Raw genomic sequence first — 24,939 nt, forward strand, 5'->3', positions numbered from 1 at the left:
GAGCTTATGCGCTAAAGCGCACGTTGCGTCGCTGTGTCGCATGGCGTCGCGACGTGCGCCTCCGTATCCTTGCGGTCGAGCCAAACAAGAAGATCGCAAGCCGCGTCGGGTTCCGCCGCAGGCTTCGACCACAAGGAATGAAACCAGCCACACCATGGCGCCGCGTCGCGGTGCTTCCTGCCGCCGCGCTTTCCAGCGCGGCTTTCGCGCAATCGGCCGCCGTCACCAGCACGGACGCCGCCGCTATCCCCACTTTGCCTACCGTAACCGCTACCGCATCCGCGGTGGGTTCGCTGACCGTACCGGGCCTGGCCCGGCAGCGCGAATCGCTGTTCCAGTCGGCTGGCTCGGTGGGCTTTGTCGATGCGCAATCGTTCACCAACACCTACGCTTACGACCTGCGCGACGTGCTCAAGGACTCGCCCGGTGTCTACGTGCAGGAGCGCTATGGTCAGGAACTGCGCCTGTCTATCCGGGGGTCGGGCGTGGCGCGCGGCTTTCACACGCGCGGCATTGAGATCCTGCAGGACGGCGTGCCGACCAACTTTGCCGACGGCAGCGGCGATTTCTATCAGATCGATCCGCTCGCGCTGTCGGCCGCCGAGGTCTACAAGGGCGGCAACGGGCTGGCCTATGGCAGCACCACGCTGGGCGGCGCGATCAACTTCACCACGCCCACCGCGCTGACCGCCGACGCACAGAACATGGTGCGCGTGGACGGCGGCAGCTTCGGCACGGTGCGCGGCAGCGGCCAGGTGTCGCGCCAGATTGGCCAGTGGGACTTCCTGGCCAACGCCACTGTCAGCCACTCGGAAGGCTGGCGCAACCACGAGCGCGGCCAGTACGAGCAGCTGAACGCCAACGTGGGCTACCGCTTCAGCCCGGCCGTGGAAACGCGCTTCTACTTTGGCGCGTACATCGTCGACCAGTTGCTGCCCGGCGCGCTGACGCTGAACCAGGCGCTGACCACGCCGCGCATGGCATCGGCCAGTGCGCTGGCGGGCGACCAGGCACGCAACACGCGTACCGAACGGCTGGCCAACGTCACCAGCATCAAGCTCGACAACGGCCAGATCGACCTGACCACGTGGGGCATCCACAAGAGCCTGTACCACCCGATCTTCCAGGTGGTGGACCAGGACAGCTGGACCTATGGCTTCGCGCCGCGCTACACCGGCAACTTCACGCTGGGTGGCATGCGCAACCAGTTGATCGCGGGCGCGCGCTTCTTCGGCGGCAACAACGACGCGCGGCAGTACGTCAACATCAACGGCGACCGGGGTGCGCAGACGCTGAACGCAAAACAGGACGCCTACAACTACGAGGCCTACCTCGAAGACCGGCTATACGTGCTGCCCACGGTGGCGCTGATGGCCGGCGCCAAGGCGTACCGCAACCGCCGCGAATACACCGACTACGGCGGCTTGCCGGCCAACCCGACGGCCAAGGCGGATGCCACCACCTACAGCGGCGTGAACCCGAAGTTCGGCGTGCTGTGGGAGCCCAAGCCGGACATCCAGGCGTTCATCGACATCACACGCAGCGCCGACGTACCGGACTTCTCGGACCTGAACCAGACCATCGGCACCACGCAGCAGTTCGTGCCGCTGGCCGCCCAGCATGGCTGGACGCTCGAACTCGGCACGCGTGGCAAAGCCGACCGTCTTGCGTGGGATGTCACCGCTTACCGCTCGCTGCTGCGCGACCAGTTGTTGCAGTACACGGTGAGCCCCGATATTCCGGCATCGACCTTTAACGCCAACAAGACGGTCCTGCAGGGCGTGGAGCTGGGCGCCAGCGCGGAAGTCCTGCGCAACGTGCTTGGCAAGGGCGACAAGGTCACCGTCTCGCAGGTCTGGAACTACAGCGACTTCCGCTTCGACAACGATCCGGTCTACGGCAACAACCGCATCGCCGGTGTACCGAAGCACGTGCTGCGCACCACGCTGGCCTACAGCCGCAACAGCCGCCTGCGCGTGGCCGGCACGATCGACTGGGTGCCCACGGGCGCCTACGTGGACTATGCCAATACGCTGAAGGTGCCGTCGTACGTGCTGTTCGGCATCGAAGCCAGCTACGAGTTCGAGCGCGGCGTGACGCTGTACCTCGATGCCCGTAACCTGACCGACAAGCGCTACATCAGCGACTTCAGCACCGTGACCGACGCCCGCACGGCCAACACCTCGGTGTTCTACCCGGGCGTGGGCCGCGCGTTCTATGCCGGCGTGAAGTACCGCTTCTGACGTTCTGACGGTCTCGCGGCGGCCTTAAACCTTGCCGTCGTGGATCACCACGGACAACGTGGTACGCGGCGGCACGGTGACGGTCCCACTGAAGGTGCCACGGATGCCGCGCCGGACGATCGGTAGCATCGACCAGCCCGCCAGCGGTCCGGCGGCGCTGGTCGGCAGCTTGCGCTCGTCCACCATGGTCTGCAGGTCGATCTCGGGCAACGGATGATCCGCGTCGGGTCGCGCCGGGTATCCATAGCCGACCGGCACTTTCGCGGCCGGCACAAGTGCCCCGATCGTGGCCGCCCAGCGGCGCATCTCGGGAACGGTGCCTGATTCGGGCCGAACCGAGCGGATGGCGGCATCCAGCACCGTGGCCGACGTGGTATGGGTCGTGTTGTTGAGCAGGTTCCTGTAGAACGGCATGCCAAGCTGGCGGTTCAGGTAGCCGCCCCACGCGCCCCAGACCGCATAGCCATCGCAGGTTTCTCTCGTCTTGGGCCAGTTGAACGGACTGCAGCCATAGTGCGGTTTTGACAGGTACTGGGGCACCCGTCCATCGCGCACTTCGTTGTAGCCGGTCAGCAGACGCTCGCTGATGTAGTCCTCGATCCTGACCGCCGAGCCTTCGTCGAGCCAGTCCTCGAACACGTAGTCGGCACCCAGCTTCACGCCGCGCCGGTAGAAGTTCTGCATGTGCACCGACTCATGGGCCAGCGTCAGGATCTGAATGGGCACCCCTTGAGGGTTGTCCGGATACAGCATCGCCGTGTTGATGAACAAGGCCACCGCCTCATTGCTGCGCGCTATCACGGTACCCGGCACGCTAACGAACGCATTGGCCCCCATGAAGTATCCGGACATGTCGTCCCCCAGATTCAGCAGTACCAGATTGATGGGCTGATTGGCCGCTGGAATCACTGCCCACTCAGTGTGCGCGCCCCACATCGGCCCCCCAATGTCGTACACGAACTCGTAGATGCCGCCCGTCATCCGGTAGGCGTGTAACAGGGTATCGAGGACGGTGTCTGTCACGCGGTTTTCGCCGGTCTCGGCTGTCTCGACCCACATGTTCACTACCGTTCCGTCGCGCAGGGTTCCCTGCCGGAGCAGCGTGGCATCGCGCGGCGGCTCGTCTTCGTCGTTGTACCACTGGCGTGTGTCGCCGACCCTGCTGTCGGCAATGTCCGGCCGCTGCCATGGCAGCCTGTTCTGCGCGGCCGGGGGCGTGTCGTGCGGCGTTGCGCGCTGCTCCCGCATCTGTTCCAGCAGCGTCACCCACCCACCCTGATTGAATTCGCGGATCCGGTCCGCCATCGACGTTTCGCCAGACTGGGCTGGCGCATGCAAGTTAGCCGCGGGCGGCGGCACGGGTGAAGCCGCCTGCATGGCAATCGGCGGCATTGGCTGGGCCGTGGCGCCGTCATTGGAAAAGACCAGCGACACATCCTGGCTTTTAACCTCATAGATCGACACCGGAATCGTTACGGGTGCATCCGTTTCATTGGAAAAGGACCAGATTCCTGTGCCAATGCCTGTTTCGAGTGTGGCCGAGATGGCATTGCAGTTCGTGCACGACGGATTCACTGGCGTGATCGTGGGCGTGGTTGGGATCGTGGGCGCGGTGGTGGTCGTGGTGGTGGTCGTGGTGGTGGTCGCGGTCGGCGCCGGATTGGAGGGTCAGCCGGCGATACCGAACGTGGCAGCCAGCAGCGTGGCCAGCTTTAGGGCGGATGTTTGCATGGTGAGAATTCCTTGACTGCAAGACTGGGCACCACGGGGGAGCCCACTCCGGCCAATTCCCTCGGACGTTTCCGAGGGCAAGTGGCCAGGTGCGCAAGGTTCGGCGCTGGTCGCCGGTTCGGCATTGACTTAGGTCAATGAGGAAATCGCATTCGTACGACGGCTAGGCGCGTTGCCGGCCGATTCAGGCCTGGTATCACCAGAAAGCAAAAGGCCCTTCCACATCGGGAAGGGCCTCGGGGTAGATCGGGCGATGCCGCGCGATCCGTCGATCAGTTCACGCGCTGTACCGCTGGCGGCATCCACTTGCCATCGAGCACCACCTGGTCGGGCCAGTAGGCGCGCAGCATCAGGTTGAATGCGTCGGGCGGCGCGGGGAGCCAGTTCGCCATGTTGTTCGGCGCGGGGCGTTCGTACTGGATATAGATGTCGAGCGAGCCGTCACGGTTGTAGCGCAAGCGGTCACGGCTGCCGATCGCATAGCGCTGGAGCGGGTTGCTCGCGAACGCCTGCTTGTCGTTGTACGCGCTCAGCGACCAGAACGCCTTGGCCGGCGGCAACTGGCCCTTCTCGAAATGCAGCACATAGCGGCTGCCGCCATCGAACGGACGTCCCGTGGCATCGGCGCGTGCGATCGGGTAGACGGCATCCTCGGGCAGGTTGGCTCCCAGGCCCGACATCGCCACGGCAGCACGCCGGTCGTAGTCGGCGCCGTACGTGCCGGTATCGCGCTGCAGGCGCCAGCCCGAATTGCCCGCCGCGCTCTTGCGCGCGTTGGCCGTGATCGTTGCCAGCGCCGTGGTGGCGCCTTCCTGCACGGCGCGGGCTGTCGATGGCTCCAGCACCGTGGTCTTGAACGGTTCGCCGGCCTTGATACCCATGCGCTGCATTTTCTCCAGCATGGCGACGTCATCGGGTCCGGGCGGATTGTCCTGCAGCAGCGCTGCCATGCGGCTGAAGAACGCCTGCGCATCCATCGCCGCCACCTGTTCGGACGGTGGCGTCTCCGTATCGATCAGCCCCAGGCGCGGCGCCACCGGCTGCACGGCGCGGGCCCCCTTGCGCCAGGCCGATAGCGGCACCAGGCGAAACTGGTCTTGCAGGCGATGCACGTTGGCGTAGTCGCCCTTGCCATTGGTCTGCATCCGGCCAATCAGCCAGACCATGCTGGTTGGAGCGCGGACTTCCGTCACGCCCTTGGGCAGCGTGCCATCCCAGTCGGGGCCGACGATCGCAAACGCGCCACGACGCGTGCCGGTGGTGCGCTTGCCGGGCGCCGCGAACACGTTGGTCCAGGCGTCGAGCATCTGCATCACGTAGTAGCGGCCGGCCGTATCGGGCACCGACAGCACGACGGGTTCCTTCGACACGTCAAGCCACGCCAACGAATAGAGCGTGTCGGCGTTGGGGCTGACAACGTTGGTGTAGTTGGCATCGGGGAAGGCCCGATGGTGATTGAAGCTGTTGACGGGCGTCCTGGCCGTCATCACCTCGCGCGTGACATCCATCAGCACGAGCGGATAGCCGTAGGTGAAGACCTCGGCCGAGAGTGTCTTCATGGCCTGGTCCGACGGCGGCTGCTCTGCGGCCGGCACGGTCGCGACGGGCTCGGGCGTGGTCGAGCAGGCGGACAGGAAGACGGCAAGCGCGAGCACGCTTGCCAGTTGGCGTATCGATAGGTTCATGACCCCGTTTCCCATTGGTGGCGGCCTTCCAGGGACAATCCGCACGGCGCGTCGGGGGGACGCGAGTAGCTCCGGAGGCGCATCTATTCCGAACGAATGATGTCCCCGGGGCTTGGCCACTGTCAATGACCCGAAGGGATGCTTCCGGGGGGAAGCGAACATTGATCGTGGAGGCGTTGTCCGAACCGGACGGTTTGTGTGGGACGCGTCACGCCGGGCGTGGAAAATCCCTGGTATCGGCGAGCTGCCGGACGGCGCGCAATGGCGGCGTAGAAAAGAAAAAAGGCTTTCGTTTCCGAAAGCCCTTTCTCACTACATAGATGGCGCGGCTGGCAGGATTCGAACCCACGACCCCTTGGTTCGTAGCCAAGTACTCTATCCAACTGAGCTACAGCCGCACGCGAGGAGCGCATTGTATCGCAATTCGCACTCCGCGCAAGCGCTTTCTTGAAAATAATGCGCTATCAGCAACTAGCTCAAATCACCACCTGTATCTGGCACCCACCGTGCCGCCCGCATTGCGTCCGCCGCGCGCCTTGACCCAGAGTTTCAAACCGGTGGGCGAGTTGCTGTGCGCGCCAATATTGAACGAGAACAGGCCGCGCAACAGATCGGTATCGATACGCGTGCCGTTGATGTTGATGGATTTCGTACGGCTGTCCTGCCACCAGTCGGCCTCGACGAATGGATAGACCCCATTGAGCCGGGTGGGCGCCGCACTGTACAGGCGTACGGCGAGCCCGGTGGAGGTGACATCGCCAGGGGGCGCATCCCAGTTGCCAGGCACGGGCGCCGACCCAGGCCGGTAGGCCATCTCCACGCGCGACTGCAGCGTCAGGCCGTTGCCGCTGCGTGACAGCGGCGCGTCGAGCGCCAACGCCATGCTGCGGGCGCGACCGTCAACGATGCCGGTGGCCGTCGATGCGTCGTCAAGATGAAGAATGGGCGGGCGCGGCGCGCTGTTGAAGCGCTCCACCACGCGATCGATCGATGCCACGTTGATAGTCACGTGCTCGACGTCGCCGCCTTGCGGCACCCATCTCGATGCGTGCACGGGAATGGGCAGGTCGGGCTCTTCGCCGTCATCGACCATGCGCGGCGGCACCAGTGACATTGGTGCTTCCGCGGCGATGACGGGCTCGGCCAGCACGGGTGGCGCGGGTGGTGCGGCGTCCTGCAGCAGGCCCGGTGGCGCACCGGTACCCGACATGCCGACCATGGACTCCTCGGCATGCACCACGGCGCAGGCCAGCAGCGCAAGTACGAAACACAGGGGGAGACCGGAATGCAGGGGATGCGCACAGACGCAGCGCCCCCCGCCGAACCGAAGCCCGGCGTGCTCCTCTCTCCCGCACATCATCTGTACGGACATGGCGACCACCTCGTCGGACGTTGTCTGGAACGTGCCCGATCAGCTTGAGCATAGGTCAAAGGCCGCGTGATCGTTAGCGTCGTATGTGGGGTGTCGAGCCGGCTGGATGGCTGAGAAATACGGATGAGAGAGACGACGTCGGACGAGCGTCCAGACGAAAAACTAGCGCTTGTTTGCTCCCCTCTCCCACTTGTGGGAGAGGGGCTGGGGGTGAGGGTCAGCGGTTAAATCCACGACAAGTCGCAATTTGAGCCGCCAAGCCCTCTCCCCCGACCCCTCTCCCGCAAAGCGGGAGAGGGGAGAACAACACGGAGATCCGAGGAAAAACCTCAAGCCGCCTGCTGCCCAGCCTTCGGATCCCTGAACAACTTCAGCAGCCGCTCCCACTTCGCACGCGCGGCCTTGAGATTGTTCTCCTTCACGTGCCCGAACCCACGAATGTCATCCGGCAAGTTGGCCAGTTCCACCGCAGTGCCATGGTTCGCAACGCTCAGGCCCTTCGACAGCTCATCGAGCAGCGTCCGGTACTCGCCAATCAGCGCGCGTTCCGTGCGGCGTTCCTCGGTCTTGCCGAAGATGTCGAGTGCGCCGCCGCGCAGGCCCTTCAGCTTGGCCAGGATGCGGAACAACGTCATCGTCGACGGGCCGAAGCGGCGCTTGACCAGGTGGCCCTGGGCGTCGCGCTTTGCCGTGGTCGGCGGAGCCAGCCAGAAGTTGAGCTGATAGTCGCGGCCCGGTTCACCTTCGAACTGCGCGCGCAGCTTGTCGAGGAACAGCGGGTCGGTGTACAGGCGCGCCACCTCGTACTCGTCCTTGTACGCCATCAGCTTGGCCAGGTTGCGCGCGGCGGCCTCGGTCAGCGGCAGCGGCTTGCCGGCACCCACCAGCGCGCTCTCGGCCGTGCGCACGCGGTTCACTGCGTCGCGATACTGCTCGGCATAGGCGGCGTTCTGGTACTTGGTCAGCAGCTCCACGCGATTGGCGATCAGCTTTTCCAGCAGCGCGCCGCTCGACGTCGGCAGCTTCACCACGTCGGCGCCCTCGGTCTGCACCTTGAGCTTGCCGGTCAGCGACAGCACGTGGTCCGGGTCGTGCGCCATGTGGCGGCCCCAGTCAAAGGCCGCCTTGTTCTTCTCGACCGATACGCCATTCAGTTCGATGGCGCGCTCCAGCGCTTCCAGCGTCAGCGGAATCCAGCCCTTCTGCCACGCGTACCCCAGCACCAGCGGATTGGTGTAGATGGTGTCGCCCAGCAGCGCCACGGCCAGCGCGCTGGCGTTGATGAAGTCGCACTGGTCGCCCACGGCATTGCGGACGTCCTGCTCGGCCGACATGCCCGGGAACTGCCACTTCGGGTCCTTGATGAACGCGGCCGTCGGGGTTTGCGCGGTGTTGACCACGGCGCGCGTGCGGCCCGATTGCGTCTTCGAGATGACTTCGTCGGTGGCTGACACGATGGCGTCGCAGCCGATCACCAGGTCTGCCTCGCCCATGGCGATACGCGTGGCATGCAGGTCATCGGGTTTGTCGGCCAGCTGCACGTGCGACAGCACGGCGCCACCCTTCTGCGCCAGGCCCGCCATGTCGAGCACGGTCACGCCCTTGTTCTCAAGGTGCGCGGCCATGCCCAGCAGACCGCCGATCGTCACCACGCCGGTGCCGCCCACGCCAGTCACCAGGATGCCGTAGGCGCGCCGGATGGCCGGCAGCGTCGGATGCGGCAGCTCAGGCAGCCCGCCCATCGAGATGCCGTTTGCCTTGGGCTTGCGCACCTGCGCGCCTTCGGCCGTGATAAAGCTCGGGCAGAAGCCGTTCACGCACGAGAAATCCTTGTTGCAGGACGACTGGTTGATCTGGCGCTTGGTGCCCAGTTCCGTTTCCAGGGGCTCCACCGACAGGCAGTTCGACTTGACCGAGCAATCGCCGCAGCCTTCGCAGACCGCGTCGTTGATGAACGCGCGGCGTGCCGGGTCGGGGAACGTGCCGCGCTTGCGGCGACGACGCTTTTCCGTGGCGCACGTCTGGTCGTAGATCAGGATCGTGCAGCCGGGCACTTCGCGTAGCTGGCGCTGGATGTCGTCCAGTTCCTCGCGCGGATGCACGGTCAGGCCTTCGGGCAGCTTGATCGCGCCGTTGTACTTCTCGGGCTGGTCCGTGACGATGACGATCTTCTTGGCGCCCTCGGCCGACACCTGGAACGCGATGTCCTGCACCGACAGCTGGCCGTCCACGGGCTGGCCGCCCGTCATGGCCACCGCGTCGTTGTAGAGGATCTTGTAGGTGATGTTCACACCGGCCGCGATCGACGCGCGGATGGCCAGCAGCCCCGAGTGGAAGTACGTACCGTCACCCAGGTTGGCAAACACGTGCTGGTCGCCGGCAAACGGTGCCTGGCCGATCCACGCCACGCCTTCGCCGCCCATCTGGCTGAACGTGCTCGTGTTGCGGTCCATCCAGACCGTCATGTAGTGGCAGCCGATGCCGGCCAGCGCGCGCGAGCCTTCGGGCACGTTGGTCGACGTGTTGTGCGGGCAGCCCGAGCAGAACCAGGGCTTTCGCTCGGCGGTCACGCGCGGCGTGGCCAGCGCGCGTTCCTTGGCGTGGATGATCGCCAGGCGGGCTTCGATGCGTGCGCGAATGTCGCTGGGCAGATCGAACTTTTCCAGGCGCGTGGCGATGGCCTTGGCGATGATCGCCGGCGACAGTTCATAGTGCGCGGGCAGCAGCCAGTTGTTCTGCGGAATCGACCATTCGCCGCCCGCGTTGTCGCGCTCGTCGAACTTGCCGTAGACCTTGGGCCGCACGTCGTCGCGCCAGTTGTACAGCTCTTCCTTGAGCGCGTACTCCATGATCTGGCGCTTTTCCTCGACCACCAGGATTTCCTGCAGCCCTTCGGCAAACGCGCGCGCGCCGTGTGCTTCCAGCGGCCACACGCAGCCCACCTTGTACAGGCGGATGCCCAGGCGCGTGCAGGTCTCGTCGTCGAGGCCCAGGTCGGACAGCGCCTGGCGCGTATCCAGGTAGGCCTTGCCGGCCGTCATGATGCCGAAGCGTGCGTGCGGCGAATCGATCTCGATCCGGTCGATCTTGTTGGCACGCACATAGGCCAGGCCCGCGTACCACTTGTAGTCGAGAAGCCGCGCTTCCTGTTCCAGCGGCGGATCGGGCCAGCGGATGTTCAGGCCGCCCGGGGGCAGCATGAAATCGTCGGGCAGCACGATCTGCACGCGATGCGGATCGAGTTCCACCGATGCGGACGATTCCACCACGTCGGTCACGCACTTCATGGCCACCCACAGGCCCGAGTAACGGCTCATAGCCCAGCCATGCAGCCCGTAGTCCAGGTATTCCTGTACGTTGGACGGGTAGAGCACCGGCAGGCCGCAGGCCTTGAAGATGTGCTCGGACTGGTGCGCCAGCGTGGAGGACTTGGCCGAGTGGTCGTCGCCGGCCAGCACCAGTACGCCACCGTACTTGCTGGAGCCGGCCGAGTTGGCGTGCTTGAATACGTCGCCGGTGCGGTCCACGCCGGGACCCTTGCCGTACCACATGCCGAACACGCCATCGAACTTGGCGTCCGGGTACATGTTGACCTGTTGCGATCCCCAGACCGACGTGGCGGCCAGATCCTCGTTCAGGCCGGCCTGGAACACGACGTTGTGCGCCGCCAGATGCTTCTTGGCCTTCCAGAGCGATTGGTCCAGGGCACCCAGCGGGGAGCCGCGGTAGCCGGAGATGAAGCCTGCGGTATTCAGGCCGGAGGCGCGGTCGCGTTCCTGCTGCAGCATGGGAAGGCGCACGAGTGCCTGCGTGCCGCTGATGTAGATGCGGCCACGCTCCAGCGTGTATTTGTCTTCAAGGGATACGTTTTCGAGCGCGCGGCGGATGGCGTCGCTGACCGGTGGGGTCAGGGGGGCATTCATATGTGCTCCTCTTTGGGGCCCTGTGGGGCATGCTGTCGGGATCACCGACACATCATTTATGGGCAGCCGTCGGGGGCCTCTTGTGGAGGCGTTGAACGGCCGTGTCTCTGCGCGGCATGGTAGCACCGGCGTGCAGGCCGCGGTACCGTGCGATGCAGCATAAAACGGGCCAGATACCCCCGTGATTTCCCGTATACGCCGGTGCCAGCCGTGTACACTGCGGTGCATCCAAATGGCGCGCGCGAAACGCCGATGACGATCACGCGCCACACGCCGGGGCACGCCACCATGGTGCAACCCGGCTCCATCAAGAAGAACCGACTATGACCAATTCTCCCCGCCAGGGCGCAACCCTGGCCGTGCTGATCGACGCCGACAACGCGGCCCCCGCCATCGTCGAGGGCCTGCTGGCCGAAGTGGCAAAGTACGGCGTGGCCGCCGTGAAACGCATCTACGGCGACTGGACGCGCCCGAACCTGTCGGGCTGGAAAGACCGCCTGCTCGCGCACTCGATCCAGCCGATCCAGCAGTTCCGCTACACCGTGGGCAAGAACGCCACCGACAGCGCGATGATCATCGACGCGATGGACCTGCTGTACACGGGCCGCTTCGATGGCTTCTGCATCGTGTCGAGTGACAGCGACTTCACGCGCCTGGCGTCGCGCATCCGCGAACAGGGCCTGACCGTCTACGGGTTCGGCGAGCGCAAGACGCCCAAGCCGTTCGTGACTGCCTGCGACAAGTTCATCTATTCCGATGTGCTGCGCGCCACCGATACCGACTCGGACGCCGAGGCCGAAACCGCGCCGGCCCGCCGCCGCAGCTCGCAGGAACTACGTCAGGACTCGCGCCTGGTGCGGCTGCTGCAGAGCGCATCCCAGGCGATGTCCGACGAGGACGGCTGGTCCACGCTCGGCGGCATCGGCAACTACATCGCCAAGCAGGCGCCCGAATTCGATTCGCGCAACTATGGCTACGGCAAGCTCTCCGAGCTGGTCACCGCCACGAACCTGTTCGACGTGGAAACCCGCAACGGCGGCAACAACAAGACGCTGTGGGTGCGCCTGAAGAAGCGCGGCAAGGGCGAGGGCGGCCAGCCGCAGCCATCGCAGCCGCAATCGCAGCCGCAGCAGCAACCCCAGCAATCGCAACCCCAGCCGCAGGCCCAGCGTCCGGCGCACGTGAAGCCGGCGCGCGCGCCGCTGCCCACGCAGACCGTGGCCCAGCCGGTGCCGTCGGTGGAAACCCCGGCGCCGGTGGTGGAAGTGAACGCGATTCCCGAACCCGCACCTGCGTTCTCGGCAGCCGACGAGGAGTCGGCCGGATCGGCATCGACGCTGATTTCGGAGGAAGTGGCCGAGCCGCAACCGAAGCCCGGCAAGCGCTCGAAGCGGCCGGAAGTGACGCTCAGCGATACGCCGTGGCCGATCGACCAGTCGGTGTTTGCCGCGCCCGGTACGACCGTGTTGCCGGCGAAGGTGAAAGCTGAAGAGGAAGTCGAGGAAGCGCCTGCGCCCGTGGTCGAAGCCGAAGCGGACGTTGAAGCAGAAGCCGTGAGCAAGGTAGAGGCCCCGGCCCCGGCAAAGAAGAAGCCGGCTGCCAAGAAGGCGGCACCGCGCAAGCGGGCGCCAGCGAAGAAGGCTGCGGCGAAGGAATGAGTCGGTAGGGGGTGCTTGTGCTCACCCCCGGGCTCTCTCCCGCACCCTTGGTTTGCTCCCCTCTCCCGCTTTGCGGGAGAGGGGAGCTTGACCCCTACCGCACCAGCTGGTTGATCTCGATAATCGGCATCAGCACGGCCAGCACGATCAGCAGCACCACCACACCCATCGTCAGGATCAGCAGCGGCTCCAGCAGGCTGGTCAGGAACAGCGTACGGCGCTCCAGTTCCTGGCCTTCGCCGGTGGCTGCGCGCTCCAGCATCACGGGCAGGTTGCCCGTGGCCTCGCCAGACCGGATCAGATGCACCAGCACCGGCGGAAACTGGTTCTGCGCCGCCAGCGCGCGCGCCAGCGATGCGCCTTCGCGCACACGCGTGGTGGCGTCGTCGACATTGGCCTTGAGCGCGGCATTCGTCAGCGTTTCACCGGCGGCCTGCAGGCTGCGCAGGATCGGCACGCCAGCCGACACCAGGATGGCCAGCGTGCTGGCGAAGCGTGCGGTGTTGTAGCCGCGTACGAGCTTGCCGATCAGCGGCGCGGTCAGCAGCCAGCGGTGCCATGACAACCGCACGTCGGGCTGCTTCAGCAGGCTGCGGATGATCGCCGCGATCACCGCGAAGACCGCCAGCGCGGCCCACCACCAGTTGCGCACGAAGTCCGACAGCCACAGCATGACGATCGTCAGCGTGGGCAGCTTCTGCTTGGTATTGGCAAAGACGCTGACCACCTGCGGCACCACATATGACAGCAGGAAGATCACGATCGCGAACGCCACGACGGTGACGATGGCCGGGTAGGTGAACGCCAGGCGGATCTTCGACGTGAGCTGGTTGCGCGTCTCGATATAGGTCGCCAGCCGCTCCAGCACCACGCCCAGATGCCCGGAATGCTCGCCGGCCGAAACCAGCGCGCGATAGATATCCGGAAAATCCTTCGGATGCTGGGACAGCGCCACTGACAGCGAACTGCCGCCCATCACCTCGGCGCGGATGCCGGCCAGCAATTCGTGCACGTACTGGCGCTCGGCCTGGTCGGCCAGCGCGCCAAGCGCTTCGTCCAGCGGCAGCCCCGACACGATCAGGCTGGCCAGTTGCCGCGTGAACAGCGCCTGCTCCTGCGTGGAAAGCCGCCGCACGAACATGCCGCTGCTGCTGCGCTGGGCCAGGCCGGCGCCGGCCAGCGGATCGACGGTCAGCGGCGTCAGGCCGCGCGCGCGCAGTTGCGAGCGCGCCTGCTTGGGACTGTCGGCTTCGATGACGCCGCGGTCGACGCGGCCGGCGGCGTCGGCGGCTTCATAGCGATAGGCGGGCATGCGGGTCTTCCTTGCTTACTCGCGCGTCACGCGCAGCACCTCTTCCAGCGAGGTGGCGCCGCTATCAACCCAGCGCTGCGCGTCGCCGCGCATCGTGTGCATGCCCTTGGCCAGCGCCACCTGCTTGATCTCGGACTCCGGCTGCTGCCGATGGATCATGGTCTGGATCTCGCTGTCGACGGTCAGCAGCTCATACACGCCCATACGGCCCTGGTAGCCCGAATGACCGCACTTGTCGCAGCCCACCGCGTGCCAGATACGCTGCAGCGGCTTGCCCTGCGCCTGCAGCGTCTCGGCCTCGGTCGGGGTGACCTCGATCACTTCCTCGCGCTTGCAATGCGGGCACAGGCGCCGTACCAGCCGCTGCGCCAGCACGCCAAGCAGCGACGAAGACAGCAGGAACGGTTCGATGCCCATGTCCACCAGACGCGTGACAGCCGACGCCGAATCGTTGGTGTGCAGCGTGGCGAGCACTAGGTGGCCGGTCAGCGACGCCTGCACCGCAATCTGCGCGGTCTCCAGGTCGCGGATTTCGCCGATCATCACCACGTCCGGGTCCTGGCGCAGGATGGCGCGCAGCGCCTTGCCGAACGTCATGTCGATACGCGGGTTCACCTGCGTCTGGCCGATACCGTCGAGGTCGTACTCGATCGGATCTTCCACGGTCATGATGTTGGTGGTGTGCGAATCCAGCCGCGACAGGGCCGCATAGAGCGTGGTGGTCTTGCCCGAGCCGGTCGGGCCCGTCACCAGCACGATGCCGTGGGGCTGGCGCACCAGATGGTCAAAGCCGCCCAGCGTCCCGGGCGCCATGCCCAGCTTGGCCAGGTCCAGCCGACCCGCTTCCTTGTCCAGCAGACGCAGCACCGCGCGCTCGCCGTGGCCGGTGGGCAGCGTCGACACCCGCACATCCACCGGACGCCCGCCCACGCGCAGCGTGATGCGGCCGTCCTGCGGCAGGCGCTTCTCGGCGATGTCGAGCTGCGCCATGATCTTGATCCGCGAGATCAGCGCGCCGTGCAGCGCCTTCTTGGGCCGCACTACGTCGCGCAGCGTGCCGTCCACGCGGAAACGCACCACGGACGCCGACTCGAACGGTTCGATGTGGATATCCGATGCCTGCTCGCGCGCGGCCTGCGTCAGCAGCGCGTTGATCATGCGGATGATCGGGGCATCGTCTTCGGATTCGAGCAGGTCTTCCACGGCGGGAATGTCCTGCATCAGGCGCGACAGGTCCACCTCGCCCTCGACCTCGCCCACCACCTGCGCGGCCGAGCCGTCCTGGCGGTTGTAGGCGTCGGACATCGCGGCTTCCAGCGCGGCCGGTTCCAGGACGCGCAGGTGCAGCGCGCCATGCACGCGCGCCACTTCGGCCAGCGCGGCCGGCGACGTCTTGCGGCTGACCCAGACTTCGAGTCCGTCGGGGCGCTGGTGGGCAATCAGCAGCGGTGCTTCGCGCGAGAACGAATACGACACCAGCCGCGCCGCCATCGGTGACGGCGGCTCCAGCGGTGCCTCGGTGCCTGCGGCCGGGTTGGCGAGGGATTCGGTGGCCATGATGCTCAGCTTTGCGGCGCGGTGCGCTTCTTGAACGACTGGTCGTCCAGTGACAGCGGGCGCGGCGGCGCCTGGGGTACCGATTGCGGGGCCGGTTGTGGCGCGGGCGCGGCCGGCGACGTCGGGTCCAGCGGCAGCGGGGCTTGCACCGGGCCGTTGTAGCGCGGGTCCACGAACGGCGTGGTCGGCGCGTCGGCCGGCGGCAGCACCGGCGTGTCCTTGTCCCGTACGACCATGTTAGGCGACACGAAACCCTGCTGCTGGCCGCGGATGTACTCGTAGCGGTCCTGCGTCAGGCGATCGGTGGCACCCGACGTGCGCATCACGTACGGACGCAAGAACACCAGCAGGTTCGTCTTCTTGCGATTCTTGTTCTCGTAGCGGAATAGCGAGCCCAGGTAGGGAATGTCGCCCAGCAGCGGCACCTTCTGCACGCCGTCGCCGTAGTTGTCCTCGATCAGGCCGCCCAGCACGATGATCTGGCCATCGTCCACCAGCACGTTGGTCTCGATCGAGCGCACGTTGGTGGTGGGGCCCTGGATTAGCGTGGCAGTAGTGGCCACCACCGACGACGATTCCTGGTAGATCTGCATCTTGACCTGGCCGCCCTCGGTGATCTGCGGGCGTACGCGCAGCACGATACCCACGTCCTTGCGGTCGAAGGTCTGGAACGGCGACACCGTGGCGGTGCTGCTGGTCTGCGAGTAGGAACCGGTCGTGATCGGAATGTTCTGGCCGATCAGGATCTTGGCTTCCTCGTTCTCCAGCGTGATCAGGTTCGGCGTGGACAGCAGGTTCACGCTGTCGTTGGTGCCCAGCGCGCTGATCAGCGCGCCCAGGCCGGCCGACTTGTTCACCACGCCGATGTTCAGCCCGCCCACATCGGGCACAAGCTGCTGCGCAGCCGCGATACCGGCCGTGTTGTTGTTGCGGTACAGCAGGCCGGCCAGCGTCAGGTTCAGGATGTTCTGGCCGCCGGTGCCGAAGTTCGTGCCGATCACGCCAATCGTGTTGCCGGCCTGGTTGGCGATGCCCTGCCACTGGATGCCCAGCTGCTGGGCCTGCGTGGCCGTGACTTCCACGATCATCGTCTCGATGTAGACCTGCGCGCGGCGCGCGTCCAGGTCTTCGATCACGGCGCGCAGGTTGCGGTACACCGGCTCGCTGGCGGTGATGATCAGCGAATTGGTCGACTGGTCGGCCTGGATCGTGCCGCCCGTCGTGGGCTGCTGATTGACCGCGAACGATGCCGAGAAGGCATTCGACCCGCCGCCGCCGCCAAGGCCCGACGACGATGACGACGACCCGCTGCGGTTGTAGCCCGACGAGCCGCCGCCGTACTGACCGGTCTGCGGCGTGGACGTGCTCTGCAGCGCGCCCTGCGTGCCGCCGACCGCGCCAGCCTGGCCCGGCTGTGCCGAACTGGCGAAAGTGCCATCGGCCGCGACGATGGCGCGCAGCGTGGTGGCAAGCTTCACGGCGTCGGCGTTCTTGAGCGGCACCACCCAGATGTTGCCGGCCCGCGCGTACGGCTGGTCGATCTTCTCGATGAGCTGCCGTGCCTGCTGCACGCGTGCGCGGCTGGTGGCGCGGATCATCAGCGAATTGCTACGCGGCTCGGCCACCACGGTGGTGCGCAGCGACGCGTCGGTCGCGCCCGCACCGCCACCGGCGCCGCCTGCTGCCGACGGGTCCAGCAGCTTCTGCAGCACCACGGCCGCATCGCTGGCCACGGCGTTCTTGAGGGGGATCAGCTCGACTTCGCCAGAGGCCGGCGCGTCCACGGCCGCGATGATGCGGGCCAGGCGGCGCAGGTTGTCGGCGTAGTCGGTGATCACCAGCGTGTTGTTGGCCGGATAGGCGGTGATGGTGTTGTTGGGCGCAATCATCGGCCGCAGCACCGGTACTAGGTTGTTCGCGGACTCGTAGTTCAGGCGGAAGACCTGCGTCACCACCTGGTCGCCCCGGCCGGCGCCGGCGCCGATGACGGTGGGCGATCCCTGCAGCTTGGCGTCGGCTTCGGGCACCACCTTCGTGAAGCCGTTCGATTCCACCATCGCGTAGCCCTGCATGCGCAGCACCGATCCCAGCGTTTCCAGCGCCTGGGCGCGCGACACCGGCTGTTCGGTCACCAGGTTCACGGTGCCCTTCACGCGCGGGTCGATCACGAAGTTCTTGCCCGTGGCCTGGCCCACCGCCTTCACCACCGATTCGAGATCGGCATTGACGAAGTTCAGCACCACCTGGTCACGATTGCGCGACGAGATATCGTTGGGCTGCGGCGCCTGTTGCTGCGGCTGGGCCCACAGCGTGGCGGGCGCCAGCAGCGACAGGGTGCACACCAGCGCGGTGGCGCGTGCGCAGGCGGTTCGGACGAGGTGGTGGTGTACTTGCGTTTTCATCATCGGTTCCAGGCTTGAGCTTCGGCAGCTTCGGGCATCAGAAGCGCAGCCTTGTCACGTTGTTTTCTGTTCGTCCCAGCAGGCTCAACAGGCCCGCCAGCTGGGTGGCCGCCTCGGGGTCGGCGTGCGCCGTGCCCTCGAAGCGGGATTGCCGGCCAAGCGTGCCACTGCCCTCCAGATGCAGCGGCCCGGCCGTGGTCTTCAGTTGCAGCTTGCCATCGGCGCCGGTCAGGTCGACTTCCGCGCGATAGCTGCCCAGCGGGCGTAGGCGGCTGACCGCCGAGGACATCTGCTCCAGGTTCAGGGTCAGACGTCCAAAGGTCTGGTTGCCGGCGAACTTGCCTTGCAGCGCGGTCCAGTCGATGCGCATCGCGCCATCGGGCCGCAGCGTGTTGAACGGCGCACCGATGCCTTCGAGCAGCGATGCCGGCAGGCGGATGCTGCCCGCCTGCACCGTCCAGCCCGTGGGCGTGACCGCCACGGTCACCGGCGCGGCCATCGCCATGTCCTGCTCCAGCGCCACGCGCAGCGTGCCGGCCAGTAATGGCCAGAACGCCACGTCCCAGGTCAGCCGACCCGGCAGCACCGTGGAGGTCTGGCTGCCCGTGCCGGCCGACAACGCCAGCGTGGCGCTGCCATGCCACAGCGTGCCCGCCGCGTCCGCCAGCAGCACGCGGCGCCCGCTTTCCGAAGCGATGCGGTCAGCCATCCACGTCGCGGGCAGCGACGCGATCACGGTAACGAGCACCGTCGCCACGCCGAGGATGCCCCAGCGCACGCGCCGCCAGCCGTGCGACACGCGCACGCGGCGGCGGGGCAGGCGCAGCGCTTCGAGCCGCGCCATCAGTTGCGGCCGCCGGCGCCCGGGCCCTGCAGCGTCGCCGTGACATTGACCAGCGCCGTGGCGCCGACATAGTTGATACGGGCGTCCATCACCTTCAGCCGCTGCTGGGCGCGCACGTCCTGCAGCCAGCTGGCCACCGCGCCAAACGGCACTTTGTCGAGCTGCACTTGGACGGCGTTGTCGCCGGTGGCCGCCAGCCGCGTGGCCTTCAGGCCGTGCTGGCCCAGGTTGTCCTGCAGTGCCTGGGTCAGCGCATCGCCGCGCAGTGCCGGCGCCGGGCTGGCCTGCAGGCCGCGTGCTTCCTGCGCCAGGGTTTCCATTTCGGCCAGGTCGGCGCGCTGTGCCGGCAGGTTGCGCATCAGGCGGTCACGGCCGGTCGCGGCCGGCTCCCAGAGCACCAGGTAGCCGAACACCAGTACCAGTATCAGCGTGCCGCCGCCCAGGATGGCCTGCTCGCGCGGGTTGCGCGCATTCCAGAATGTGTCGAACTTCTCGCGCCACGCCTCGGGCACGCGCGGACGCAGACGTCCCAGGCGCCCGCCAGGGGCGCCCGTGGCGGCGGGGCGATTCTTCGATGTGGAGAGTTTCATGCGCCGGCCCTGCCTTGCGCCTTGCCTTCGGCGCGTGCTTCGGTCTGGATCGTCCAGCGCGAGCCGGGCGGCGTCGGGGCACCGCCTGCGCGCACGGTGGCATCCGGCGGCGACTTGTCTTCTTCCATCTGCAAACCTGCTTGCCGCACCGCATTGCGCAGCGCGTTGGTATTGGTGCCCGCCTTGAGCGTGACGTAGAGCGTGCCGGCACGGTAGTCGAGCTGCAGCAGCGCATCGGGCGGCAGGTCGTGCGCGGCGCGCGCGAAACCATCGGCCAGCGGCAGGAAATCGCTCGGGGTGCTACGGCCGCTGGCGGTGCGCAACTGTTCCATCTGGCGGCGCATCAGCAGCGGGGGCTCGGCCACCGGGGGCACGTTCGGAAAGGCGGTATGCAGGATGTCGATCTGCGCGGCGTCGATCCGCTTGGCTTCCTGGCGCAGCATCAGCCATTGCACGTTCATGCCGATCATCTGCGCGATCAGCAGCCCTGCGACCAGCGCCACCGGCAGGCGCCAGGCCAGCAGGTTCCAGCGATCCATGCGGCCCTGGGCGAATTCGAACTGCGCCAGGTCAAGCTGCGGCTCGCGCAGGCAAGCTTCTGCGCCGGCCAGCCAGATGCGCCAGTCCTCGGAAATCCGCGAGGCGCGGGCCACCGGGCGCGTGCGCAACGCCGCCACTGGCGCATGCGCTACGGCGGACTTGTCGCCATGCCATTCGCCCTCGGGTGCCAGCGCCTGCCATGCGGCCAGTGCCTGGTCATTGAGCAGCAGCCCGTAGCCATCGTACGGACCGGTTCGCACCGTCACGTGCCAGAGTCGCGCCGACTCGGCACCGGCCGGCGGTGCGGCGGCGGCATCCAGCAGCGAAGCCGATCGTGCCAGCGCCGACGCGGCAGCTTCGACCACCAGCGTGGCCGGCTGCGCCGATTCGTCGGTAGTAGCGGGAATCGGGGGAACGGATGGCGTGGGCGTCGCCGTGGCGCCTTCGGCCAGTACCGGCTCGGGAGTTTCGGCTGGTACCGGTGCCATGGCTTCGGCCAGCGGCAGGCATAGCTGCGCGGGCAGCACGCTGCGGCGGCGGTGCTTGTGTTCGGCAAACTGGTCGAGCGCGGCACGCAGCCAGGCGCGGTCGGTAACCATCAGCAGTCGGCGGCGCGGGCCGCGCGCGGGGGCCGACGCATCGAGCGCCGGGCCCAGGGCGATATGGCTCAGCGCGGCGTCCGTGGCCAGCATGTCCTCGACCAGGTTGGGCAGCGCCAGGCGTAGCCGGGCCGGCGGCAGCGGCGGCACCATGGCCGCCGTAAGCAGCACATCGCTGGCGGCGGCAATCAATACGAGGCGGTCGGCGGCCGGCATTTCGGTGGGCAGGCCGTGGCCTTCGCGCAACAGCTCGGGCGCCGGAGGCGTGCCGCCGGGGCGGCCCTTGTCCGTGGAGGCGCGTACCAGCGCAAAAGGCATCGCGCCAAACTGCCACGGTTGCGGCTGGTCATGCGGCCGGTGCGGCAGGCGGACGTAGAGCGTGGTACTCAAGATTTCCCTGTTATCTGTGGCGAAGTCGCGCCGGAGACGCGTGGCTGGCCGGTCGGCCCCCGTTGGCCGCCCGACAAGGCGGACTGGCGGGCACAAGGCATGGGGCCGTGGCACCTTGCGGCACCGGTCCCGGCTCGGCGCAGCAGCATACCTTGCCTGTGTGACTTACGCGCGTCAATAGTGGCCCGGCTGATTCTGCAGAACGATGATTCCTACACGCATCCGGGCAAAAACGGCTTGCGGGCCGCCCCCGTTTCAGCGTTGTTCGGGCATCGCGTCGGCGTCGCGGACCCAGATGATCCGGGTGGTATTGCCGCTGCCGAGGACGTCGGCCCGGAACACCAGCGACACCTTCAGACGGCGCGCGCGGTCATGCCGCACCAGCCCGTAGATCAGGAAATAGTGGGTACGCACGTCCACCACATCGCCCGCGTTGGCGGCCTGCGGTGCAATACCTTGCAGCTGCGAGGTGACGTCCCCGGTGTTGTTGAAGTAGCTGCGGTCGCGCTGGCGCACCAGTTCGCGGGCGCGGTCGAGCGGCAGTTTGTCGATGACGGCGGACAGCACTTCGGCATCGGCGGTATTGGCGTTGACCTTGGTCCGTTCCGGCAGCACCGTGACGAACGGCTCCAGCATGGCCACCATGGCCGGGGTGTAGCCAGGCACCGCGAGCAGGTCGTCGACGCTGTCCGGGGGGCGTGGAGCGGGACGGCCGTTGGTGGAAACGCCGCGCGCCGCGCGCTGGAAATATTGCGCGGTGGGCTCGGCCAGGCCGGCGTTCATGCCGAGCGTTTGAAGCAGCCGCTTGAAGGCGAGCACCGACGGCTGGTCGATGTTGGCCACGCGGCCCGATCCTTCGGCCTGCCAGATATAGAGGTTGGTCAGGTTGAAGCGCGCCTGCGCATCGAGAATGCGGCCGGACACGAACGACGTCTCGCCGCCCTCGGACGTGCTGACGCCGGCACCGAGAAAGTCCGACAGGCGCGTTTCGGCGACGGGCACCGACCACGGCTCGCCCAGGTAGTCGACCTGCGAACGGCGCTGGTCGTCGCGCAGGATCAGCCGCGACCAGTCCACCGCCGCGCGTTCGATCCACGCGGCCTGGGCGACCAGGCGCTGGTTTTCGATCGAACGGATCTGTACCTGCTGGCGCCACAGCATGCCGGACACCACGACCACGGCCAGCGTCACCATCAGCAGCGCGGTCACCACGGCGGCGCCTTGCTGGCGGGCGCGGCGCGGCGGGGAAGAGGGCGGGAAGGGCGGGCGCTTTGCTGTCATCACATGCCCGTCATGCAGATCTTCTGGAACTGGCGCGAGGCATCGCCATCACCCATGCGCGCGAAGACGTTCAGTTCCACGGCGCGTACGGCCACACTCGTCGAAATGCTACCCAGGCCCGCCTGCGCATCGCTGGCGCCGATGGCCTCGGCGGCGCTGGCCGCCGCGCTACCTTGCATCAGCGCGGTGCGCACGCGGCCCGAATCGATCAGCCAGCCCACTGGCTCGACCCAAGCCCGGGCCGACAACTGATCGGTATCGGCCAGCAACGGCCGCAGTTGCAGACCGGCGCCGCCCGGCTGGCGCAGGGCGATCAGCGCGCTCTGCACGTCGTTGCGCGAGAACGCGGGCCGGCTGGCCACGCGCACCACGGTGTTGCCGTCGAGCCGGTAGGCCACCACCTGCCACGTGGGCGGTTGGCCCTCGTCGCGGCGGTCACGCACCATCAGCAACTGGTTGGCACCGAATTCCACGGGGCTTGCCTGAAGCTGGGCCGGCTGGGCCAGGTGCTCGCAATCGGTCTGGAACTGGCCGTAGAGCACCTTGAGGGCGTCGAGCCGGGCATCGTGATCGGTCAGGCGTTCGCGGGTGCGGGTCAGCGAATCGAGCGCGCGCCAGCCAATCACGGCCATCACCGCCAGCAGCGTGATGGCAACCAGCATCTCCAGCAGCGTGAAACCGCGCTGGCCGCCAGCCCGGCGGCGGCGCTCAAAGGGCATTGCGGGTTTCATTGGGGACCAGGGTAACCAGCCAGGCCAGCCGGACGGATTTGTTGGTGGCCGATGGGAAGACCGCGATTTCCACGCGGCGGAAGGCCGGATTGGGGGTGCCGGACACCGATTCCTCGCACCACAGCGCCACGCCGCCCTGGGGGCAGTCGTAACCGCGCGAGCCCGGTTCGGGCCAGGTGCGCGACAGCCGCAGCGTGGCCAGGTGATTCTCGGCACTGAATTCGGCCAGCATGCGCTGCTGCAGCGATGCGCTTGATTCGGTCATCGACCCCATCGCCCGCATGGCGGCGGTCAGCGCCACGGCCAGGATGGTCAGCGCGACGAGTACCTCGATCAGCGTAAAGCCCCGGGGGCGTGCTCGGCGGGTGAAGCGGTTCACTGGGTCACCGTGGCGACGTAGCGGCCGCTGCCATCGCCGGCCACATCCACGCGGATATCGCCGCGCGTCAGTACCAGCCGCTGCGGCTCGTCGATCAGTTCGCGGCCGAAGACCAGTCGCACCGGGCCCGTACCAAGCTGGCGGCCACCCTGCACGACGACGGCGCCGTCCAGCGGAATGCGCCAGCGGCCCGGCGCAAAGACGTCGGTACGCATCGGGGCCCAGCCTTGCGGGGTGGATTCAAGAAAACGCCATCCGGTGGCGTCGCCTTCCCAGGCCAGGGGGCGGGCACCCAGTTGGGCGTCTTCCTGGGCGAGTTCGAACAGGCGGGCGATGCGCTGGCCGTCGTCCAGGACGCGGCCGCGATCATTGGGCGTGGCGTTGACCGCCACCAGGGAAATGACGATGCCGGCGATCACCATGACCACCAGCAGTTCAAGCAGCGTGAAGCCGTGCAGCCGGCGGCGCTGGAGGAGGGCGGCCTGGCCGCGCGACGTCGCCGGATTCATGCGGAGGGGTTTCGATTATTCCCAGTTGCCGATGTCGGCGTCATTGCCGCTGCCGCCGGCCTGGCCGTCGGAGGCAAAGCTGAACACGTCGATCTCGCCGCGCACGCCCGGGTTCAGGTACTGGTAGGGGTGGCCCCACGGGTCCTTCGGCAGCTTTTCCAGATAACCGCCGCCTTTCCAGTTGTTGGGCACCGGCTCGGTCGTCGGCTTGTTCACCAATGCCGCCAGACCCTGCTCGGTAGTAGGATAGCGGCCGTTGTCCAGGCGATAGAGCTTCAGTGCCTGCATGATCGACGAGATGTCCTGGCGTGCCGCGACGACGCGGGCTTCGTCCGGACGGCTCATGATCTTGGGCACCACCAGCGCGGCCAGTACGCCCAGGATCACGATCACGACCATGATTTCGATCAGCGTGAAGCCGCGGGCGCGGCGGCGGCGAGAGTCGGTCAGGGTGACGGCAGTCTGGGTGGCGGTTCTGCGCATTGGTGTCGGTGTCTTTTAAGTGTCGAGATATATGGTCGGAGAGTATAACCCCCGTCTGATGACCGTTTGGTGTGCAGTCCGGGCACCTGATTCCGATTTATGTACCAATGTGCAACCGCAACAAAAAACTTGCATTTGTAATGCACGTTATCTAATATTCGACGCACGATGCAACTGACCCGATTCTCCGACTACGCCTTGCGCCTGCTGATGTATGTGTCACGCGGCGACGGCACACGTCCGATCACGATTGCCGAGGTTGGCCAGCAGTTCGAGATTTCGCATAACCACCTCGTCAAGGTGGCGGCGCGACTGTCGAAGCTGGGCTGGATCACGGCCACGCGTGGACGGCACGGCGGCCTGCAGCTTGGCCCCGGCGCGGAAAGTCTGTCGATCGGCACGATCCTGCGCGAGCTGGAAGGGCACAAGGCGATCATCGACTGTACCGACCCGCCGTGTGCGCTGCACGGCAATTGCCGGTTGAAACGCGCGTTGGACCAGGCCGAGGAGGCGTTCTACCAGGCGCTGGACGGCGTGACGCTGGCGGAGGTTTCCGGCAGCACCCGCACGGCCGAATCGATTATCAGCCTGCATCGAGATTTCCTGAGCCGGCGAGCGGCATAAGGTCAGGGGGCAACCCCGTCCATGGTCGTCGCCGGCTTTATCGTGCGATAAAACATGCATATGAAATGCATGAAATTACAGGAGTT

Annotated in this window: 19 protein-coding genes and 1 tRNA gene; 4 read left to right on the forward strand and 16 right to left on the reverse strand. The window is 66.8% G+C overall.

Annotated elements, in window-relative coordinates; all coding sequences use genetic code 11:
• The first annotated feature begins 137 nt into the window (after positions 1-137).
• Positions 138-2,243, forward strand: coding sequence for a TonB-dependent receptor family protein (locus MFF62_RS21170; RefSeq protein WP_238265091.1), 2,106 nt, complete (start codon positions 138-140; stop codon positions 2,241-2,243).
• Positions 2,244-2,267: 24 nt separating this feature from the next.
• Here MFF62_RS21170 and MFF62_RS21175 read toward each other — a convergent pair whose 3' ends face one another.
• Positions 2,268-3,707: a M30 family zinc metallopeptidase gene (locus MFF62_RS21175; RefSeq protein ID WP_238265092.1), complete on the reverse strand. Its 1,440-nt coding sequence runs from the start codon at positions 3,705-3,707 to the stop codon at positions 2,268-2,270.
• Positions 3,708-3,762: 55 nt separating this feature from the next.
• On the opposite strand from MFF62_RS21175, the gene MFF62_RS21180 reads away from it, so the two are divergent.
• Positions 3,763-3,990 carry a hypothetical protein gene (locus MFF62_RS21180; RefSeq protein WP_238265093.1) on the forward strand — a complete coding sequence of 76 codons (228 nt, stop codon included), beginning with the start codon at positions 3,763-3,765 and terminating at the stop codon, positions 3,988-3,990.
• A gap of 256 nt (positions 3,991-4,246) precedes the next feature.
• Here MFF62_RS21180 and MFF62_RS21185 read toward each other — a convergent pair whose 3' ends face one another.
• From MFF62_RS21185 to MFF62_RS21200, 4 genes are all read right to left on the reverse strand, one after another.
• Positions 4,247-5,659 (reverse strand): DUF1254 domain-containing protein, encoded by a 1,413-nt coding sequence (locus tag MFF62_RS21185; protein WP_238265094.1) that lies wholly within the window; start codon positions 5,657-5,659, stop codon positions 4,247-4,249.
• Between the two features lie 321 nt (positions 5,660-5,980).
• Positions 5,981-6,057: transfer RNA gene (locus MFF62_RS21190), tRNA-Arg, on the reverse strand.
• A gap of 83 nt (positions 6,058-6,140) precedes the next feature.
• A complete protein-coding gene (locus tag MFF62_RS21195; protein WP_238265095.1) occupies positions 6,141-6,869 on the reverse strand; it encodes a hypothetical protein in 729 nt (242 codons plus the stop codon).
• 491 nt (positions 6,870-7,360) lie between these two features.
• Positions 7,361-10,954, reverse strand: a complete 3,594-nt coding sequence (locus tag MFF62_RS21200) for an indolepyruvate ferredoxin oxidoreductase family protein (RefSeq protein ID WP_238265096.1) — start codon at positions 10,952-10,954, stop codon at positions 7,361-7,363.
• Between the two features lie 323 nt (positions 10,955-11,277).
• Here MFF62_RS21200 and MFF62_RS21205 point away from each other — a divergent pair, with 323 nt between their 5' ends.
• Positions 11,278-12,612, forward strand: a complete 1,335-nt coding sequence (locus tag MFF62_RS21205; protein ID WP_238265097.1) for an NYN domain-containing protein — start codon at positions 11,278-11,280, stop codon at positions 12,610-12,612.
• A gap of 94 nt (positions 12,613-12,706) precedes the next feature.
• On the opposite strand, the gene gspF is transcribed toward MFF62_RS21205, so the two are convergent.
• The 11 genes from gspF to gspG form a co-directional block, all read right to left on the reverse strand.
• Positions 12,707-13,924: a type II secretion system inner membrane protein GspF gene (gspF, locus tag MFF62_RS21210; protein WP_238265098.1), complete on the reverse strand. Its 1,218-nt coding sequence runs from the start codon at positions 13,922-13,924 to the stop codon at positions 12,707-12,709.
• Between the two features lie 15 nt (positions 13,925-13,939).
• Entirely contained in the window at positions 13,940-15,415 is a 1,476-nt protein-coding gene (gene gspE / locus MFF62_RS21215) for a type II secretion system ATPase GspE (protein WP_404990807.1), read from the reverse strand.
• A 71-nt stretch (positions 15,416-15,486) separates the two neighbouring features.
• Positions 15,487-17,883 carry a type II secretion system secretin GspD gene (gene gspD / locus MFF62_RS21220; RefSeq protein WP_238265100.1) on the reverse strand — a complete coding sequence of 799 codons (2,397 nt, stop codon included), beginning with the start codon at positions 17,881-17,883 and terminating at the stop codon, positions 15,487-15,489.
• 37 nt (positions 17,884-17,920) lie between these two features.
• Entirely contained in the window at positions 17,921-18,727 is an 807-nt protein-coding gene (locus tag MFF62_RS21225) for a type II secretion system protein N (RefSeq protein ID WP_238265101.1), read from the reverse strand.
• On the reverse strand, positions 18,727-19,317 hold the full coding sequence (locus MFF62_RS21230) for a type II secretion system protein M (protein ID WP_238265102.1): 591 nt from the start codon (positions 19,315-19,317) through the stop codon (positions 18,727-18,729). Before MFF62_RS21230 ends, MFF62_RS21225 begins: the two co-directional genes overlap by 1 nt.
• A complete protein-coding gene (gene gspL, locus MFF62_RS21235) occupies positions 19,314-20,846 on the reverse strand; it encodes a type II secretion system protein GspL (protein ID WP_238265103.1) in 1,533 nt (510 codons plus the stop codon). Before gspL ends, MFF62_RS21230 begins: the two co-directional genes overlap by 4 nt.
• A 255-nt stretch (positions 20,847-21,101) precedes the next feature.
• The gene (gene gspK / locus MFF62_RS21240) at positions 21,102-22,127 is read right to left on the reverse strand and encodes a type II secretion system minor pseudopilin GspK (RefSeq protein ID WP_238265104.1); all 1,026 of its coding nucleotides are present in this window, start codon (positions 22,125-22,127) and stop codon (positions 21,102-21,104) included.
• Positions 22,127-22,846, reverse strand: a complete 720-nt coding sequence (locus tag MFF62_RS21245; protein WP_238265105.1) for a PulJ/GspJ family protein — start codon at positions 22,844-22,846, stop codon at positions 22,127-22,129. The genes gspK and MFF62_RS21245 overlap by 1 nt, the downstream gene beginning before the upstream one ends.
• On the reverse strand, positions 22,836-23,237 hold the full coding sequence (gene gspI, locus MFF62_RS21250; protein ID WP_238265106.1) for a type II secretion system minor pseudopilin GspI: 402 nt from the start codon (positions 23,235-23,237) through the stop codon (positions 22,836-22,838). Before gspI ends, MFF62_RS21245 begins: the two co-directional genes overlap by 11 nt.
• Positions 23,234-23,746 (reverse strand): prepilin-type N-terminal cleavage/methylation domain-containing protein, encoded by a 513-nt coding sequence (locus MFF62_RS21255; RefSeq protein ID WP_238265107.1) that lies wholly within the window; start codon positions 23,744-23,746, stop codon positions 23,234-23,236. Before MFF62_RS21255 ends, gspI begins: the two co-directional genes overlap by 4 nt.
• 15 nt (positions 23,747-23,761) lie before the next feature.
• Positions 23,762-24,229, reverse strand: coding sequence for a type II secretion system major pseudopilin GspG (gspG, locus tag MFF62_RS21260; protein WP_238265108.1), 468 nt, complete (start codon positions 24,227-24,229; stop codon positions 23,762-23,764).
• 168 nt (positions 24,230-24,397) lie between these two features.
• Between gspG and MFF62_RS21265 the strand changes: the two genes are divergently transcribed.
• Positions 24,398-24,853, forward strand: coding sequence for an RrF2 family transcriptional regulator (locus MFF62_RS21265; RefSeq protein ID WP_238265109.1), 456 nt, complete (start codon positions 24,398-24,400; stop codon positions 24,851-24,853).
• Positions 24,854-24,939: the final 86 nt, after the last annotated feature.

Origin of the sequence: Cupriavidus pauculus, from assembly GCF_022179805.1 — a bacterium.
Taxonomy (GTDB): domain Bacteria; phylum Pseudomonadota; class Gammaproteobacteria; order Burkholderiales; family Burkholderiaceae; genus Cupriavidus; species Cupriavidus pauculus_E.